This is a genomic window from Cellulosimicrobium funkei, from assembly GCF_001019615.1.
Lineage (GTDB): Bacteria > Actinomycetota > Actinomycetes > Actinomycetales > Cellulomonadaceae > Cellulosimicrobium > Cellulosimicrobium cellulans_E.
The window spans coordinates 32,605-49,138 of record NZ_JNBQ01000030.1 but is presented as its reverse complement, the minus strand read 5'-3'; the positions used below and the strand labels follow the sequence as shown (position 1 = coordinate 49,138).

The window sequence follows — 16,534 nt, the reverse complement described above, 5'->3', positions numbered from 1 at the left end:
CGATCCGCGCCGAGGTGCTGCCGGGCGCGCACGCCGCGCGCGAGGCGGCGGCGGCCGCGCCCGAGCCGCGCGACGTCGTCGTGCTCGAGGTGGCGCCGCGCGCCCGGGCGATCCGTGAGGCGATCGCCGCCGCCGGCCCCGACGACACGGTGCTCGTCGCAGGCCGTGGCCACGAGGTGTGGCAGGAGATCGCCGGCGTCGACCACCCCCTGGACGACCGCGTCGAGGCACGGGCCGCGCTCGAGGAGCGCCCCGCGACCACGCCGCCTGACGACACCCCCGACCTGAAGGAGCACCACGCATGATCGAGCTCACTGCGGCGCAGGTGGCCGCAGCGACCGGCGGACGGTTGTCCGCCGACCCGGAGGTGCGGGTCGGGGGGCCCGTCGTCGTCGACTCGCGCCGGGTCGCGCCGGGATCGCTCTTCGTCGCGCTGCCCGGCGAGCACGTCGACGGGCACGACTTCGCCGCCGGGGCCGTCGCCGCCGGTGCGACCCTGGTCCTCGCCGCGCGCGAGCTCGACGTGCCGTGCGTCGTCGTCGACGACGTGCAGACCGCGCTCGGCGAGCTCGCCCGGCACGTGCTCGCGACGCTGCGCGAGCGCGGCGACGTGCGCGTGGTCGCCGTGACCGGCTCCGTGGGCAAGACGACGACCAAGGACCTGCTGGGTCAGCTGCTGCGGCCCGAGGGCGAGACGGTCGTGCCGCGCGGTTCGTTCAACAACGAGATCGGGCTCCCGCTCACCGTGCTCGAGGCGGACGAGTCCACGCGGTTCCTGGTGCTCGAGATGGGCGCGAGCGGCGTCGGTCATCTCACCTACCTGACGCGCATCGCGCCCCCCGACGTCTCGGTCGTGCTCGTCGTGGGCAGCGCCCACCTCGGGGAGTTCGGCGGGATCGAGGCCGTGGCGCGCGCCAAGTCCGAGCTCGTCACGGGGCTCGCGCCGGGCGGGGTCGCGGTGCTCAACGCCGACGACCTCCGGGTCGCCGCGATGGCCGAGCTCGCACCGGGCGAGGTCGTCACGTTCGGCACCATCCCCGCCGCCGACGTGCGCGCCGAGGACCTCGGGATCGACCGCACCGGCCGGGCGTCCTTCACGCTGCGCGTGCGTCCGGGAGCTGCCGGGGACGCGCAGCCGGCCGAGGAGACGCACGCGCGCGCGACCCTCGGCCTCGTGGGCGAGCACCACGTGACGAACGCCCTCGCGGCCGCGACGGCGGCGCTGCGCCTCGGCGTCGCGCTGCCCGACGTCGCCGCGCGGCTCTCCGACGCCCGCGCGCTGAGCCCGCACCGGATGCAGGTCACCGAGCGGCCGGACGGCATCACGGTGATCGACGACTCGTACAACGCCAACCCCGACTCCATGCGGGCGGCGCTCAAGGCGCTCGCCGTGATGGCGGGGCGCGACCGGCGCTCGGTCGCCGTGCTCGGCGAGATGCTCGAGCTCGGCGAGGACTCGCGCGTCGCTCACGACGACCTCGGTCGGCTCGTGGTCCGATTGAACGTCAAGCTGCTCGTCGTGGTCGGCGAGGGTGCCGGCGGGATCCACGACGGCGCGACCCAGGAGGGGTCGTGGGGCGACGAGACCCGGTTCGTCCCCGACGTGGAGGCGGCGTCCGCGCTGCTGCGCGACGAGCTGCGGGAAGGGGACGTCGTGCTCGTGAAGGCCTCGAACGGGTCCGGGCTGTGGCGGCTCGGCGACGAGCTGGCCGCGGCCGGTGGCGAATCGTCCGGAGGTGACCGCGCATGATCGCGATCATCGTCGCGGCGGGCGTCTCCCTGCTCGTCGCCCTCTTCGGGACGCCGCTGTTCATCCGGTTCCTCGTCCACCGCAACTACGGGCAGTTCGTCCGCCAGGACGGCCCGACGGCGCACTTCACCAAGCGCGGGACGCCCACCATGGGCGGGGTCGTGATCATCGGGGCGACGCTGCTCGGCTGGGCGATGTCGTACGTCGTCTCGGGGCGGTTCCCGAGCGTGTCCTCCCTGCTCGTGCTGTTCCTCATGACCGGGCTCGGGATCGTCGGGTTCCTCGACGACTTCACGAAGATCCGCAAGCAACGCAGCCTCGGGCTCACGGCGCGCGCCAAGATCATCGGCCAGGGAGCCGTCGGCATCGCGTTCGCGGTGCTCGCGCTCCAGTTCCCCAACGAGCACGGTCGGACGCCCGCGTCCACGCGCATCTCGTTCCTGCGCGACACGAACCTCGACCTCGCGTTCGCGGGTGCGACGGTCGGTCTGATCCTGTTCGTGATCTGGGCGAACTTCCTCATCACGGCGTGGTCGAACGCGGTGAACCTCACCGACGGCCTCGACGGGCTCGCGACGGGCGTCTCGCTCATCGTGTTCGGCTCGTACGTCCTCGTGGGGATCTGGCAGCTCAACCAGACGTGCCAGCGGCTCGCCTCGGCAGGCCCGAGCTGTTACGAGACGCGAGACCCGCAGGACCTCGCGATCGTGGCCGCGGCGATCGTCGGCGCGTGCTTCGGCTTCCTGTGGTGGAACGCGAGCCCGGCGAAGATCTTCATGGGCGACACCGGCTCGCTCGCCCTCGGCGGCGCTCTCGCCGGCCTGTCGATCCTCACGCGCACCGAGTTCCTCGCGCTCATCATCGGCGGCCTGTTCGTCATCATCGTGCTCTCCGACGTCATCCAGATCGGCTTCTTCAAGATGACCGGGCGGCGCGTGTTCAAGATGGCCCCGCTGCACCACCACTTCGAGCTGTCGGGCTGGGGCGAGGTCACGATCGTCATCCGCTTCTGGCTCATCGCCGGGCTGTTCGCCGCGCTCGGCATCGGCATCTTCTACGCCGAGTGGGTGGTCGGCTAGTGGCACGCGACCGTCACGACCTCGCGGTCCCGCTCGACGCGGCGCGCGTGGTCGTCGCCGGACTCGGTGTCTCGGGCCGGGCGGCCGCGGCCGCCCTCGCGCCCCGGGCCGCCGCCGTCGTCACGCTCGACGACCGCGCCGAGGACGCGGACCTGCGCCACGCGGACGACGTCGACCTCGCGGCGACCGACCTCGTCGTCGTCTCGCCCGGCTGGCCGCCGTCCCACCCGCTGCTCGTCGCGGCGGGGGAGCGGGGCGTGCCGGTGTGGAGCGAGGTCGAGCTCGCGTGGCGGCTGCGCGTCGACGGCCCGTCCGGGCGTCCGGCGCCCTGGCTCGCCGTGACCGGGACGAACGGCAAGACCACGACCGTCGAGATGCTCGAGACGATCCTGCGGACCGCGGGCCTGCGCGCCGCGGCGGTCGGGAACGTCGGGACGCCGGTCGTGGAGGCGGCGCTCGACCCGACGCTCGACGTGCTCGCCGTCGAGCTCTCGAGCTTCCAGCTCCACTTCACGCACACGGCGTCGCCCGAGGCGGGTGCGGTGCTCAACGTCGCGCCGGACCACCTCGACTGGCACGGCGGCCTCGACGCGTACGCGGCGGACAAGGGCCGGGTCTTCGAGGACGCGCAGGTCGCGTGCGTCTACAACGCCGCGGACCCGCGCACGGAGGCTCTCGTGCGCGAGGCCGACGTGGTGGAGGGCGCGCGCGCCGTCGGCTTCACGCTCGGCGCCCCCGCCCGTGGCCAGCTCGGCGTCATCGAGGACGTGCTCGTGGACCGCGCGTTCCACGCGCCCGCGGACGCGCCCGACCGGCACACGCACGCCGCCGAGCTCGCGACGCTGGGCGACCTCGCCCACCTGGCCGGTGCCGACGGCGTCGTGCCCGCGCACGTGGTGGCCAACGCCCTCGCCGCGGCCGCCCTGGCGCGTGCGCACGGCGTGCCCGCCATGGCCGTGCGCGACGGGCTGCGCGCCTTCCGGACGGGCTCGCACCGCATCGAGCAGGTCGCGTCGGTCGACGGCGTCGCCTACGTCGACGACTCCAAGGCGACGAACGCGCATGCCGCGTCCGCGTCGCTCGCGTCGTTCGCGCCGGGCACGGTCGTGTGGGTCGCGGGCGGTCTCGCCAAGGGCGCGTCGTTCGACGAGCTCGTCGCCGCGCGCGCCGACCGGCTGCGTGCCGTGGTGCTCATCGGGGTCGACGCGGAGCCGTTCGCGGGCGCGCTCGCCCGACACGCGCCCGATATCCCGGTGGTCCGGGTCGATCCTGGCGACACTGGGACCGTGATGCCCCGCGCCGTCGACTCCGCCCGCCGCCTCGCGCAGGCCGGCGACACGGTGCTGCTCGCCCCGGCCGGTGCGTCGATGGACCAGTTCCGCTCGTACGCCGCGCGCGGCGACGCGTTCGCCGACGCGGCGCGCGCGCTGCGCCCCGACCACGGGTAGGCCGGTCCGGCCATGACACAGACCGCGAACGGACGAGGGGCACCGTCGGCGCGCACGACCCCTCGCACGGGCGCGGGCCGCAGCACGACGCGAGGCCGGACGACGGCGGCGACGGGCCGCGAGGCGCGCGCGCGCACGACCGCCGCCCCCGCCGAGCGGCCCTGGCTCGGACAGTGGAACAGCACCGTGACGAGCTACTACCTCCTCGTCGGGGCGACCGCGCTGCTGACGATCATCGGGCTCGTCATGGTGTTCTCCAGCTCCGCCGTCACGGAGATCGCCGCGGGCAAGTCCCCGTTCAACGCGTTCGCCAAGCAGGCCCAGTTCGTCCTCATCGGGCTGCCCGTACTCCTGATCGCCACGCGGATCCCGGTCGCGTGGTACAGGCGCCTCGCCTGGCCCGCGCTGGTCGCCGCCGTGGCGCTGCAGCTCCTCATCTTCACGCCGCTCGCGAAGAACGTGAACGGCAACACGAACTGGATCGACCTGGGTGCCTTCGACGTGCAGCCGTCGGAGGTCGCCAAGCTCGCGCTCGCGCTGTGGCTCGGCGCGGTGCTCGGGCGCAAGCAGCGGCTGCTCGGACAGTGGCGCCACGTGCTCGTCCCTGCCGTGCCGGTCGCCGTGCTGGTGATCGGGCTCGTCCTGGCGGGACACGACCTGGGCACGGCCCTCGTGCTCATGGCGCTCGTCGCCGGAGCGTTCTTCGTCTCGGGCGCCGACGGCCGACTGCTCGCGCTCGGTGCCGGCATCGCCGCGTTCGTCGTGGGCTACGTCTTCATCCTCAACCAGTCCGGCGGCGACCGGCTGGGGCGCATCATGGCCACCTACCGCGAGTGCACGGACACGCTCGGCGAGTGCTACCAGTCCCTGCACGGGCAGTGGGCGCTGGGCACCGGCGGCCTCACGGGCGTCGGTCTCGGGGCGAGCCGCGAGAAGTGGAGCTACCTGCCCGAGGCGCACAACGACTTCATCTTCGCCGTGATCGGCGAGGAGCTGGGGCTCCTCGGCACGCTCCTCGTCCTCGGCCTGTTCGTGATCGTCGGCGTGGCGACGAGCCGGATCGTCCGGCGGCACCCGGACCCGTTCGTGAAGATCACGACCGCCGCGATCGCGTGCTGGATCGTCGGGCAGGCGTTCATCAACATCGGCGTCGTGATCGGTCTGCTCCCCGTGATCGGCGTCCCGCTACCGCTCGTCTCCGCGGGCGGCTCCGCGCTCATCATGACCATGGCCGCGCTCGGCGTGCTCATCTCCTTCGCTCGTACGGAGCCCGGGGCGGCCGAGGCGCTGGCGGCGCGGGGGAGCGTCGTGCGGCGCTCGCTCGCGGTCGTCGGCCGGGCGGCGCGGCCCCGGCGCCGCGCGCGATGACCCCCGGCTGCGGGGGGACCGGGCGACGCCCGGCCACGCGCGGCCGACAGCTTCAGACCACAGCCAGGACGCGGCACCCGCCGCAGGGAAGGACGACGAGGTACGTGACGACGATCGGTTCGGTGGTGCTCGCAGGCGGCGGGACGGCGGGGCACGTGAACCCGCTCCTGGCGGTGGCGGACGAGCTGCGGGCGCGTGAGCCCGGCGTGGTGGTGACCGCGCTCGGGGTCGCGGGCGGGCTGGAGGACGACCTCGTGCCCGCGCGCGGCTACCCGCTGCGGCACGTGCCGCGCGTCCCGCTCCCTCGGCGTCCGAGCGCCGAGTGGGTGAACCTCCCGGGGCGGCTCAAGTCGGCGGTGGACGCGGCGGGCGCCGTGATCGACGAGACGGACGCACGCGTCGTCGTGGGCTTCGGCGGCTACGTCTCGACCCCCGCCTACCTCGCCGCGCGCCGTCGTGACGTCCCGGTGGTGATCCACGAGCAGAACGCGCGCCCCGGGCTCGCCAACCGGCTCGGTGCCCGGTGGGCCGCGCGCGTCGGCGTGACGTTCGAGGGCACGCCGCTCAAGGGCGGCGTGGTGACCGGCCTGCCGCTGCGCCGCGAGATCCAGGACCTCGTGGCCGCCCGCGCGGCCGACGTGATGGCCGTGCGTGCGGACGCCGCGGCGCGGCTCGGGCTCGACCCGGGCCGGCGCACGCTCGTCGTCACGGGCGGGTCGCTCGGTGCGCAGAGCCTCAACGAGGCGGTCTCCGGGGCGGCCGACGCGCTCCTCGGCACGGGTGCGCAGGTGCTCCACCTGACGGGCAAGGGGAAGGACGCCGCCGTCCGCGACGCGGCCGCGGCCGCCGTCGCGGTCCGACCCGGTGCGCGGTACGACGTGCGCGAGTACCTCGCCGAGATGCAGCTCGCGCTCGCCGTCGCGGACCTGGTCGTGTGCCGTGCGGGCGCCGGGACCGTGGGCGAGCTCGCCGCGCTGGGGATCCCCGCCGTGTACGTCCCGCTGCCGATCGGCAACGGCGAGCAGCGGCTCAACGCGGGCCCGGTGGTCGCCGCGGGCGGCGGCCTGCTCGTCGACGACGCGCAGCTCGACGCGGCCTGGGTCGCGCGCGAGGTCCCGGCGCTGCTCGGCGACCCGGGGCGCCTCGACGCGATGGCGCGCGCGGCGGCGGGTGCGGGGGTGCGCGACGGCGCGGCGCGCGTCGCCGACCTCGTCGCCGAGGCGGTCGCCGCCGGCCGGACCGGGGCACGCTCGTGACGAACCACGGCGCAGCCGTCCCGGTCCCGCTCGAGGAGCTCGGCACCGTCCACCTCGTCGGGGTCGGCGGCGCCGGCATGTCCGTGGTCGCGCGGCTCCTGGTCGCGCACGGCGTCCGGGTGCAGGGCTCGGACGCGCGCGAGAGCGAGACGCTCGCCGCGCTCCGGGCCGACGGCGTGCGGGTCTGGGCGGGCCACGACGCCGCCCACGTCGCGGGCGCCGACACCGTGGTGGTCTCGAGCGCGGTCCGCGAGTCGAACCCGGAGCTCTCCGCCGCGCGTGCCGCGGGGCTGCGCGTGCTGCACCGCTCGCAGGCGCTCGCGTCGCTCATGGTGCGCGGCCGCTCGGTCGCGGTCGCCGGCGCGCACGGCAAGACGACGACGTCCGCGATGATCGCGACGGTCCTGCGCGGTGCGGGCCTCGACCCGTCGTTCGCGATCGGCGGCACGGTGCTCACGGCGGACGGTCCCGTCGCCGGGGGGCACCTCGGGTCGGACGTCCTCGTGGCCGAGGCGGACGAGTCCGACGGCTCGTTCCTCAACTACGCGCCCGACGTCGCCGTCGTGACGAACGTCGAGCCGGACCACCTCGACCACTACGGATCGCGCGCGGCCTTCGAGCAGGCGTTCGTCGACTTCGCGGCGCGGATCGTCCCGGGCGGGACGCTCGTCGCGTGCGCCGACGACCGGGGGGCCCGGGAGCTCGCGGTCGCCCACGCCGAGGGCGGGGGCGCGGTCGTCACCTACGGCACGTCCACCGACGCGGACGTGCGCGTGTCGGACGTGCGCCCGACGACCGACGACGGGCGTGCGGGCGTGCGGGCGTCGCTGAGGGGGGCCGTCGGCACGTCGGCGCTCGACGGGCTGGAGCTCCGGCTGCGCGTGCCCGGCCACCACAACGTGCTCAACGCCACGGCTGCGGTCGCGACGGCGGTCGTGCTCGGCGTGGACGCGTCGGCGGCGGTCGCCGCGGCGCACGGCTTCCTCGGCACCGGCCGCCGGTTCGAGGCGCGCGGGGAGGCCGGCGGGGTGCGCGTCGTCGACGACTACGCGCACCACCCGACGGAGGTCGCGGCGCTGCTGGCCGCCGCGCGACCCGTCGCCGCGGGCGGCCGGGTGCTCGTGCTCTTCCAGCCGCACCTGTACTCGCGCACCGCGACGTTCGCGCGTGAGTTCGCCGAGGCGCTGGGCGCCGCGGACGAGGTCGTGGTCACGGGTGTCTACGCGGCGCGGGAGGACCCCGACCCGGAGGTGGGCGCGCACACGATCACCGACCTGATGGACGCCCGCGACGTCGTGGTGGCGGCCGTGGAGGACCGGGTCGAGGCCGCGCACCGCGTCGCGGACGCCGCGCGGCCGGGCGACCTCGTGCTCACGGTCGGCGCCGGCGACGTGACGGAGCTGGGGACGGTCGTCCTCGCGCGGATCGCCGAGCGGCCCGTGGGCGGCGGGGCCTCCGGAGGGGGCGAGGCCTGATGCGCCCGCCGCCCCGGCCCCGACCCGCCGCACCCCGACCGGACCGGTCGGTCGCGGGGGAGCGCGCCGCGCGGCCGCCGGCCCCGGGCGCGTCGCGGTCCCGGACGTCGACGCCGGCTCCCCGGGCCCCGGCCGAGGAGACGCCCACGCGACCGGTCCGGCGGGTGGCCCCGTCCGGGCGCGAGCTCGTGCCGTCGTCCGCCGAGCGTCCCGGAGCGAGCCGGACGACGGGCCCGCGGAGCGGCGGTGGGCGCGGGAGCGGCGGCGCCCGGACGCCGACCGCGCCGCGCGGGACACCGGCGGCCCCGGTCGGCGTGGTGTCGCACGGGATGACCGAGCGCCTGGCCGAGCGCGACGCGATGCGTCGGCACCGGGTGCGCACCCGCGTGCTGGGGTGGACGACGGGCGTCCTCGTCGTGGCCGCGCTCGTGTGGGTCGCGTTCTTCTCCTCGGTGCTCGGGCTCGACCCGGAGGACGTGACGATCTCGGGCGAGGGCACGGTGATCGACCCGGCGCAGGTCGAGAGCGTCGTCGCGGAGTCCGCCGGCGTGCCGCTGCCGCGGCTCGACACGGTCGCGCTGCGCGAGCGGGTCCTGGCCCTCAACGGCGTCCGCGACGTCGAGATCCGCCGTGCCTGGCCCACCGGGCTGAGCGTCCTGCTCGAGTCGCGCGAGCCCGTGGTCGCCGTCCCGGTGGACGGCGGGTTCGCGCTCCTCGACGCCGACGGCGTCCAGGTCCGGACCGACCCCGCGGTCCCCGAGGGCCTGCCCGAGATCGAGGCCCCGCTCGACGAGCGCGGGGCGAAGGCGCTCGACGCGGCGCTCGTGCTCCTCAACGCGCTGCCGGCGGATCTCCATGCGCAGGTCGCCGAGGTCTCGGCCCCGACGCGCGACGCGGTCCGGATGACGCTCCGGGACGGCGTCGTGGTGGAGTGGGGGAGCTCGGAGGAGGCGGCGCTCAAGGTGCGCGTCCTCCAGACGCTGCGGGCGGTCCCGGAGAACGCGGGCGTGACGCTGTACGACGTCTCGGCGCCGACGATGCCGGTGACGCGGTGAGCAGCACGGAAGCGCCGTGGACGGCGATACCCGACACGCGCGAGGCGGTCGTTGATGATGGGCACGTCGACACCTACGGTCGACCCATGAACGACCTGACATAACTATAACCCTCTAGTTGAGGGTGAAGGTTCAGGGCTGACCGATCGAGAGGCATTGACGTGGCAACTCCGCAGAACTACCTAGCAGTGATCAAGGTGGTCGGCATCGGCGGTGGGGGCGTGAACGCCGTCAACCGGATGATCGAGGTCGGCCTCAAGGGCGTCGAGTTCATCGCCATCAACACGGACGCGCAGGCGCTCCTCATGTCGGACGCCGACGTCAAGCTCGACGTCGGCCGCGAGCTGACGCGTGGGCTGGGCGCCGGCGCGGACCCCGAGGTCGGGAAGAAGGCCGCGGAGGACCACGCCGAGGAGATCGAGGACGTGCTGCGCGGCGCGGACATGGTCTTCGTCACCGCGGGCGAGGGCGGTGGCACCGGCACGGGCGGCGCGCCCGTCGTCGCGCGGATCGCGCGCTCGCTCGGCGCGCTCACCGTCGGTGTCGTGACCCGGCCGTTCACCTTCGAGGGGCGCCGCCGCTCCGTCCAGGCGGACCAGGGCATCGAGAACCTGCGCAACGAGGTCGACACCCTCATCGTCATCCCCAACGACCGCCTCCTGTCGATGTCCGACCGCAACGTCAGCGCGCTCCAGGCGTTCCACCAGGCCGACCAGGTGCTGCTCTCCGGTGTGCAGGGCATCACGGACCTCATCACGACGCCGGGCCTCATCAACCTCGACTTCGCCGACGTGAAGTCGGTGATGCAGGGTGCCGGCAGCGCCCTCATGGGCATCGGCAACGCGCGGGGTGACGACCGCGCCGTCCAGGCGGCCGAGATGGCGATCTCGTCGCCCCTGCTGGAGGCCAGCATCGACGGCGCCCACGGCGTGCTCCTGTCGATCCAGGGCGGCTCCGACCTCGGGCTCTTCGAGATCAACGAGGCGGCGCGCCTGGTCCACGAGGCCGCCCACACGGAGGCGAACATCATCTTCGGCGCCGTGATCGACGACGCCCTCGGCGACGAGGTGCGCGTCACCGTCATCGCCGCGGGCTTCGACGGCGGGGCGCCGCAGGTCCGCGGCGACGCCCGCGCGCTCGGCCAGGTGGCCGGGGCGCAGCGCCCGGCGACGAGCGCGATCCCGGTCGTCCCGGCGGCGCGCCCGGTGCCGCCGGCACCGGCGCCGACGACGGGCGCGCACACGCTGCCCCGCCCGGTGGTGCCGATCCAGCCGGAGGCCGACGACGTGCCCGTCACGCTCGACGGGGGCTCGGGCCCGGTGCCGGTCCAGCCGACGCCCGCCCCGACGTTCACGGTGGTCGGCTCGGGCGACGCGGCGAACCAGAACGCCGACGCGGTGCCGGGCGGCCAGAACGCGGGCGTCGAGGTGCCGCCGCGGATCTTCGACGAGGAGCCCGCGCGCCGCAAGGTCGAGGAGCTCGACGTCCCCGACTTCCTCAAGTGACCCGGTGCTGACCCAGGACCGGTCCCGATGAGCACCCGACCCGCGTCCGACGGGAGGGGTGGTGTCCTCGACGCCGCCCCTCCCGTCGTGCTCGAGGTGGATCTCGGTCCCGGCGTGCGCGCCGGTTTCACGACCCGCACGGGTGGCGTCTCACCGGAACCGTGGGACTCGCTCAACCTCGGCCTCAACGTGACCGACGACGCGACGCGCGTCCGGAGCAACCGTGCGCGCGCGTCCGCGTGGCTCGGGGCTCCGGTCGCCTTCTCCTCCCAGGTGCACGGCACGCACGTCGTGCGGCTCGGCTCCCCGCCCCGGGACGCGGACGGTGCGCCCGTCGACTCGGTGGGCGAGGCCGACGCGATCGTCGCGACCGCACCGGGCGTGGGGCTCGGCGTGCTCGTGGCCGACTGCGTGCCGGTGCTCCTCGCGGACGCCGACGCGGGTGTCGTCGGGGTCGCGCACGCCGGACGGCGCGGGCTCGCGCACGGCGTCGTCCCGGCGGTCCTCGAGGCGCTGCGCGCGGCAGGCGCCCGGACCGGTAACGTCCGGGCCGTCGTCGGGCCGAGCGCGTGCGGCCGGTGCTACGAGGTCCCCGCGACGATGCGCGACGACGTCGCGCTCGCGCGGCCGGCCACGCGGTCCACGACCTCGTGGGGCACCCCCGCGCTCGACCTGCCGGCGGGCGTGGTCGCCGACCTCGTCGCCGCGGGGGTCGAGGACGTCGTGCACGTCGACGTGTGCACGATCGAGGACGACCGCTTCTTCTCGCACCGACGCGCCGCGCGCGGAGGGACGACGACCGGTCGTTTCGCCGGGCTGGTGGCGCTCTCCGCCGCGTGACCGCCCCGGTCTCGACCTCCGGGTGAGGTTGAGGACCCCGGGCGTGTCGTCCCCGGATCGTCCGACGCCCTCGGTTAGCGTGAACGCACCGGTCCGACGGCCGGTGGACCGACGGATCGATCGAGGACGGAGCAAGGCCCATGGCGGGAGCGCTGCGCAAGACCATGCTGTATCTGGGCCTCGCTGATGATCGCGGCGAGGACGAGCAGGACGAGTACGTCGACGAGCTCGACGAGACGGGGGCGGACGTGTCGCACGACTACCAGGCCCAGGTGACGCCGCTGCACCGCGCGCTCGGACCGCGCGAGGTGCCGCAGACGAGCATGTCGGCCGCCGAGCTGCGCAGGATCACGACGGTGCACCCGCGCTCCTACAACGACGCGCGCGTGATCGGGGAGGCGTTCCGCGGTGGCACGCCCGTGATCATGAACCTGTCGGACATGGACGACGCGGACGCGAAGCGCCTGGTCGACTTCTCCGCGGGCCTGATCTTCGGGCTCCACGGCGCCATCGAGCGCGTCACCAACAAGGTGTTCCTGCTCTCGCCCGAGCACGTGGAGATCACCGGCGAGGAGCAGGCCGCCGCGCCGGCTCCGGGGCGCGCCGGGTTCTACAACCAGAGCTGACGACGTGCGGGGCGCGCCGCGCCCGCCGAGCACGCGCCCCGCGCACGGCAGAGAGGGACGGACGTGGCGACACGTCCGTCCCTTTTCTGCTGCGCGCGCGGGAGGTGCGTGTCCCGCGCCCGGACGCGGGACGTACGTCTGGCACAGTTGACCCGTGATCTGGGACCTCATCACAGGGATCGTCGGATTCCTGCTCTGGCTCTACCTGCTGCTGCTCATCGGTCGCCTCGTGTTCGACTGGGTGCAGTTCTTCGCGCGCGACTGGCGGCCACGAGGCGTCATGCTCGTGGTCGCCGAGGTGATCTACTCGGCGACCGACCCGCCCCTGCGTGCGCTGCGCCGTCTCATCCCGCCGCTCTCGCTGGGGCAGGTGCGCCTCGACCTGGCGTTCATCATCCTCTTCTTCGCGGTGACGATCGCCGCGCAGATCGTGTCGTCGCTCTGAGACGCACGTCACGCGCCCCGTGCGCGTGCCCCGCCGGCCGTGGTGCGCTACGTCCGGTTCGCCCCGACCGCGACCGGCCCGACGCCGGACCGTCACGTCATCCACACGGGCGCGCGGCGCGCGAACGCACGGCCGCTCCCGGCCCCCACGGGCAATCTCCGCTACTTTGGACTCTGGTGATCGCGAGGTCGCCCGGACCGACACGCAAACGCTATGAGGTGAACCGATGGCACTGCTCACTGCAGAGGACATCCTGAACAAGAAGTTCTCGGCGACGAAGTTCCGCGAGGGCTACGACGTCGAAGAGGTCGACGACTTCTTGGACGAGGTGGTGAGGACCCTCAACTCCGTGCAGGAGGAGAACGAGGACCTCAAGTCGAAGCTCGCTGCCGCGGAGCGTCGTATCGCCGAGCTCAGCCGGGCCGACGCGTCCAGCGCTGCGGTGCAGCCCGCCGTCGTCGAGGCGCCCAAGGCGCCCGAGCCGGAGCCCGCTCCGGTCGCACCGATCTCGCAGGCCGTCGTCGCGAAGAACGGCGCCGAGCCCGAGTCGGCGACCGGCATGCTCCAGCTCGCCCAGAAGCTGCACGACGACTACGTGCGCTCGGGCCAGGAGGAGGGCGACCGGCTCATCGCGGAGGCGAAGGAGGAGGGCACGCGCATCGTGCGCGAGGCCGAGGAGACCTCCCACCGCACGCTGTCGCAGCTCGAGCAGGAGCGCTCGCTCCTCGAGCGCAAGATCGACGAGCTGCGCATCTTCGAGCGCGACTACCGCACGCGCCTCAAGAGCTACCTCCAGAACCTGCTGGGCGACCTGGACAACCGGGGCAGCGCCCTCCCGCCGCGCAGCAACGTCGGCGGGGCGAGCCGCACGAGCGACCTCGCTCCCGGCATCTAGCACCTGCGTCGACCGTCCGGCAGCGGCCGGTACGCCTCGCACCTGCGTCTTTCCGCCTCGGCGGACCGGCGTGGTGTGTTGTGCGTACCGGCCGCTGCGTCTACTCTCGCGTGACTCGAACTTGGAGGGGCGACATGACCAAGCTCACCACCGCGGCCCGAACGGCCGTGCGCGACCGATTCCCGAACCTCGCGAAGGACGTCAAGTCCTTCCCCGTGCGCGACGGGGAGGAGCCCTGGACCCTGCGGGAGGTCGAGGAGCTCGCCGCCGAGCTCCTCTCCGAGAAGGAGCGCCTGGAGGGTGAGCTCGCGTCCGCGGACGAGGAGCTCTCGAACCTCCTGCGGCACTCCGGCGACGGGGCGGGCGACGACCAGGCCGACTCCGGCTCGAGCGCCCTGGAGCGGGAGCAGGAGCTGACCCTGGTCAACAACGTGCGCGACCTCCTCGCGCAGACGTCGCACGCCCTGGACCGCATCGCGGCGGGCACGTACGCGACCTGCGAGGAGACGGGGCTGCCGATCGGCAAGGCGCGCCTCCAGGCGTTCCCGCGGGCCAACCTCTCCGTCGAGGCGAAGCAGCGCGCCGAGCGCCGCTGAGGTCCGTCCTCCCGTCGGTCGGGCAGGGGGCGCGCCGAGGCGGGGGCCGACGTGGCAGACTTGCCGCCGATGTCCACCTCCGCGCGCCCCGAGCCCACCGAACCCGCTGACGCCGTCGCGGGCACCGAGTCCGGTACCGACACCAGCACAGCACGCCGCGGTCCGCGGCGCGTGCTGGTGGTCTGGACCGTCGTCTTCGCCGCCCTCGTCCTGGTGCTCGACCAGCTCACCAAGTGGTGGGCCGAGTCCAGCCTGACGCTCGGCGACGACACGATCCCCCTCCTGGGCTCTCTCCTGGGACTCCGGCTCATCTACAACCCCGGTGCGGCGCTCTCCATCGCGACGGGGATGACCTGGCTCCTGACGATCGTCGTCGTCGCCGTGGTGGTCGTCATCGTGCGCATGGTGAGCCGGATCGGCTCGCGCGCGTGGGCGGTCGCGCTCGGTCTGCTGCTCGGCGGCGCGCTCGGGAACCTCGTCGACCGGTTCTTCCGTGAGCCCGGCTTCGCCCGCGGGCACGTCGTGGACTTCATCGCCTACGCGAACTGGTTCGTGGGCAACGTCGCGGACATCGCGATCGTCGCCGCCGCGGTGATGATCGCGGTGCTCTCGGTGCTCGGGATCGGGCTCGACGGGAGCCGCCACGGGGACGACGAAGCGGGCGACGAGGTGGGCGACGAGGCCGAGCCGATCACCGAGCCCGGCCCGACGACGGTGCGCGCGGACCGCGAGGAGGAGCGGTGAGCCTCCGCTCGCTGCCGGTGCCGGACGGCCTCGCGGGCGAGCGGGTCGACGCCGGCCTGTCCCGCCTCCTCGGCCTCTCCCGCACGCGCGCGGCGGAGCTCGCCGCGGACGGCGCCGTCCGCCTCGACGGTCGGGAGGTCGGCAAGTCCGACCGGCTCGTCCCGGGGGCGTGGCTCGAGGTCGACCTGCCCGACGCCGCACCGGCGGCGGTCGAGGTCGTCGCCGAGCCCGTGCCGGGCATGGGGATCGTCTACGACGACGACGACGTCGTGGTCGTCGACAAGCCGGTCGGCGTCGCGGCGCATCCCTCGCCGGGCTGGACCGGCCCGACCGTGGTCGGTGCGCTCGCGGCAGCCGGGTACCGGATCTCCACCTCGGGCGCGGCCGAGCGCCAGGGCATCGTGCACCGCCTCGACGTCGGGACCTCGGGCCTCATGGTCGTCGCGAAGAGCGAGGTCGCGTACACGGCGCTCAAGCGCGCCTTCAAGGAGCGCACGGTCGAGAAGGTCTACCACGCTCTGGTCCAGGGGCACCCGGAGCCGACGACGGGGACCATCGACGCGCCCATCGGGCGCCACCCGAGCGCCGACTGGAAGTTCGCGGTGACCGCGGAGGGCAAGCCCTCGGTGACGCACTACGAGGTCCTCGAGATGCTGCCCGCGGCCTCGCTCGTCGAGGTGCACCTCGAGACGGGGCGCACGCACCAGATCCGCGTGCACTTCTCCGCGCTGCGCCATCCGTGCGTGGGCGACCTCACCTACGGCGCCGACCCCGTGCTGGCCTCGCGCGTCGCGCTGACCCGCCAGTGGCTCCATGCCGTGCGCCTCGGGTTCGAGCACCCGACGACGGGGCAGTGGCTCGAGCTGACGAGCGAGTACTCGGAGGATCTCGCGCACGCGCTCGAGGTCCTGCGCGGGGCGTACGCGTGAGCGACGACGTCCCCGGTGCGGGCACGGGCCGGCTCGTCGTCGAGCGCGTCGTCGACGACGGCGGGCTGGCCGCCGCGCACGCGCTGCGGCTCGCCGTGTTCGTCGACGAGCAGGGCGTGCCGGTCGAGGAGGAGATCGACGACCTCGACACCGCGGCGACGACGACGCACGTCCTCGTGCGCGACCGCGAGCGAGACGGTGCGGTCGTCGGCACGGGCCGCTTGCTCACGGACCCGGCGCACCCGGGCGAGGTCCACATCGGACGGGTCGCGGTGTCCGCGTCCGCGCGCGGCACGGGCGCGGGTGCCGCGGTGATGCGCGCCCTGGAGGAGATCGCGCTCGCCGAGCACGCGGTCCCGGGACCGGACGGACGCCGCGCCGTGCGCGTGCTCCTCTCCGCCCAGGTCCAGGCGATCGGCTTCTACGAGCGGCTCGGCTACGCCGTGTCCGGTCCTGTCTACCTCGACGCGGGCATCGACCACCGCGACGCCGTCAAGACCCTGACGACCGACGTCTGACCGTT

Annotated in this window: 16 protein-coding genes and 1 pseudogene; all 17 read left to right on the top strand. The window is 74.4% G+C overall.

Translation table 11 applies throughout. From position 1 onward, the window contains the following. Window positions 1-305, top strand: a pseudogene (locus FB00_RS22425) (hypothetical protein); the annotation flags it as partial. After that, window positions 302-1,750: a UDP-N-acetylmuramoyl-tripeptide--D-alanyl-D-alanine ligase gene (locus tag FB00_RS16570; protein ID WP_047234007.1), complete on the top strand. Its 1,449-nt coding sequence runs from the start codon at window positions 302-304 to the stop codon at window positions 1,748-1,750. The pseudogene FB00_RS22425 and the gene FB00_RS16570, both read left to right, overlap by 4 nt. Next, window positions 1,747-2,829: a phospho-N-acetylmuramoyl-pentapeptide-transferase gene (mraY, locus tag FB00_RS16565; protein ID WP_047234006.1), complete on the top strand. Its 1,083-nt coding sequence runs from the start codon at window positions 1,747-1,749 to the stop codon at window positions 2,827-2,829. Before FB00_RS16570 ends, mraY begins: the two co-directional genes overlap by 4 nt. Beyond that, window positions 2,829-4,277, top strand: a complete 1,449-nt coding sequence (murD, locus tag FB00_RS16560) for a UDP-N-acetylmuramoyl-L-alanine--D-glutamate ligase (RefSeq protein ID WP_047234005.1) — start codon at window positions 2,829-2,831, stop codon at window positions 4,275-4,277. The genes mraY and murD overlap by 1 nt, the downstream gene beginning before the upstream one ends. A 12-nt stretch (window positions 4,278-4,289) precedes the next feature. Then, window positions 4,290-5,645 (top strand): putative lipid II flippase FtsW, encoded by a 1,356-nt coding sequence (gene ftsW, locus FB00_RS16555; protein ID WP_082141423.1) that lies wholly within the window; start codon window positions 4,290-4,292, stop codon window positions 5,643-5,645. A gap of 104 nt (window positions 5,646-5,749) precedes the next feature. Continuing rightward, the gene (gene murG / locus FB00_RS16550; RefSeq protein WP_231581906.1) at window positions 5,750-6,901 is read left to right on the top strand and encodes an undecaprenyldiphospho-muramoylpentapeptide beta-N-acetylglucosaminyltransferase; all 1,152 of its coding nucleotides are present in this window, start codon (window positions 5,750-5,752) and stop codon (window positions 6,899-6,901) included. Then, window positions 6,898-8,376 (top strand): UDP-N-acetylmuramate--L-alanine ligase, encoded by a 1,479-nt coding sequence (murC, locus tag FB00_RS16545; RefSeq protein ID WP_047234004.1) that lies wholly within the window; start codon window positions 6,898-6,900, stop codon window positions 8,374-8,376. Before murG ends, murC begins: the two co-directional genes overlap by 4 nt. Window positions 8,377-8,705: 329 nt before the next feature. Beyond that, the gene (locus FB00_RS16540) at window positions 8,706-9,431 is read left to right on the top strand and encodes a cell division protein FtsQ/DivIB (protein WP_231581905.1); all 726 of its coding nucleotides are present in this window, start codon (window positions 8,706-8,708) and stop codon (window positions 9,429-9,431) included. 161 nt (window positions 9,432-9,592) lie between these two features. After that, window positions 9,593-10,936 (top strand): cell division protein FtsZ, encoded by a 1,344-nt coding sequence (ftsZ, locus tag FB00_RS16535; RefSeq protein ID WP_047234002.1) that lies wholly within the window; start codon window positions 9,593-9,595, stop codon window positions 10,934-10,936. A 27-nt stretch (window positions 10,937-10,963) separates the two neighbouring features. Next, complete coding sequence (gene pgeF, locus FB00_RS16530; protein ID WP_047234001.1) at window positions 10,964-11,776, top strand: peptidoglycan editing factor PgeF; 813 nt, start codon at window positions 10,964-10,966, stop codon at window positions 11,774-11,776. Between the two features lie 140 nt (window positions 11,777-11,916). Then, entirely contained in the window at window positions 11,917-12,402 is a 486-nt protein-coding gene (locus FB00_RS16525; protein ID WP_047234000.1) for a cell division protein SepF, read from the top strand. A gap of 154 nt (window positions 12,403-12,556) precedes the next feature. Beyond that, window positions 12,557-12,847 carry a YggT family protein gene (locus FB00_RS16520; RefSeq protein WP_231581904.1) on the top strand — a complete coding sequence of 97 codons (291 nt, stop codon included), beginning with the start codon at window positions 12,557-12,559 and terminating at the stop codon, window positions 12,845-12,847. A gap of 226 nt (window positions 12,848-13,073) precedes the next feature. Next, the gene (locus FB00_RS16515) at window positions 13,074-13,742 is read left to right on the top strand and encodes a DivIVA domain-containing protein (protein WP_047233999.1); all 669 of its coding nucleotides are present in this window, start codon (window positions 13,074-13,076) and stop codon (window positions 13,740-13,742) included. A 134-nt stretch (window positions 13,743-13,876) separates the two neighbouring features. After that, a complete protein-coding gene (locus tag FB00_RS16510; protein WP_047233998.1) occupies window positions 13,877-14,338 on the top strand; it encodes a TraR/DksA family transcriptional regulator in 462 nt (153 codons plus the stop codon). A 69-nt stretch (window positions 14,339-14,407) separates the two neighbouring features. Next, entirely contained in the window at window positions 14,408-15,082 is a 675-nt protein-coding gene (locus FB00_RS16505) for a signal peptidase II (RefSeq protein ID WP_047233997.1), read from the top strand. After that, on the top strand, window positions 15,079-16,011 hold the full coding sequence (locus FB00_RS16500; protein ID WP_047233996.1) for an RluA family pseudouridine synthase: 933 nt from the start codon (window positions 15,079-15,081) through the stop codon (window positions 16,009-16,011). Before FB00_RS16505 ends, FB00_RS16500 begins: the two co-directional genes overlap by 4 nt. After that, window positions 16,008-16,529 (top strand): GNAT family N-acetyltransferase, encoded by a 522-nt coding sequence (locus tag FB00_RS16495; RefSeq protein ID WP_197088838.1) that lies wholly within the window; start codon window positions 16,008-16,010, stop codon window positions 16,527-16,529. Before FB00_RS16500 ends, FB00_RS16495 begins: the two co-directional genes overlap by 4 nt. Window positions 16,530-16,534 lie beyond the last annotated feature (5 nt).

Coding starts and splice junctions, on each gene's coding strand:
- pgeF (WP_047234001.1), top strand. CDS start 10,964: ATGAGCACCCGACCCGCGTCCGACGGGAGGGGTGGTGTCCTCGACGCC.
- FB00_RS16505 (WP_047233997.1), top strand. CDS start 14,408: ATGTCCACCTCCGCGCGCCCCGAGCCCACCGAACCCGCTGACGCCGTC.
- FB00_RS16515 (WP_047233999.1), top strand. CDS start 13,074: ATGGCACTGCTCACTGCAGAGGACATCCTGAACAAGAAGTTCTCGGCG.
- FB00_RS16525 (WP_047234000.1), top strand. CDS start 11,917: ATGGCGGGAGCGCTGCGCAAGACCATGCTGTATCTGGGCCTCGCTGAT.
- ftsW (WP_082141423.1), top strand. CDS start 4,290: ATGACACAGACCGCGAACGGACGAGGGGCACCGTCGGCGCGCACGACC.
- mraY (WP_047234006.1), top strand. CDS start 1,747: ATGATCGCGATCATCGTCGCGGCGGGCGTCTCCCTGCTCGTCGCCCTC.
- FB00_RS16540 (WP_231581905.1), top strand. CDS start 8,706: ATGACCGAGCGCCTGGCCGAGCGCGACGCGATGCGTCGGCACCGGGTG.
- FB00_RS16510 (WP_047233998.1), top strand. CDS start 13,877: ATGACCAAGCTCACCACCGCGGCCCGAACGGCCGTGCGCGACCGATTC.
- FB00_RS16570 (WP_047234007.1), top strand. CDS start 302: ATGATCGAGCTCACTGCGGCGCAGGTGGCCGCAGCGACCGGCGGACGG.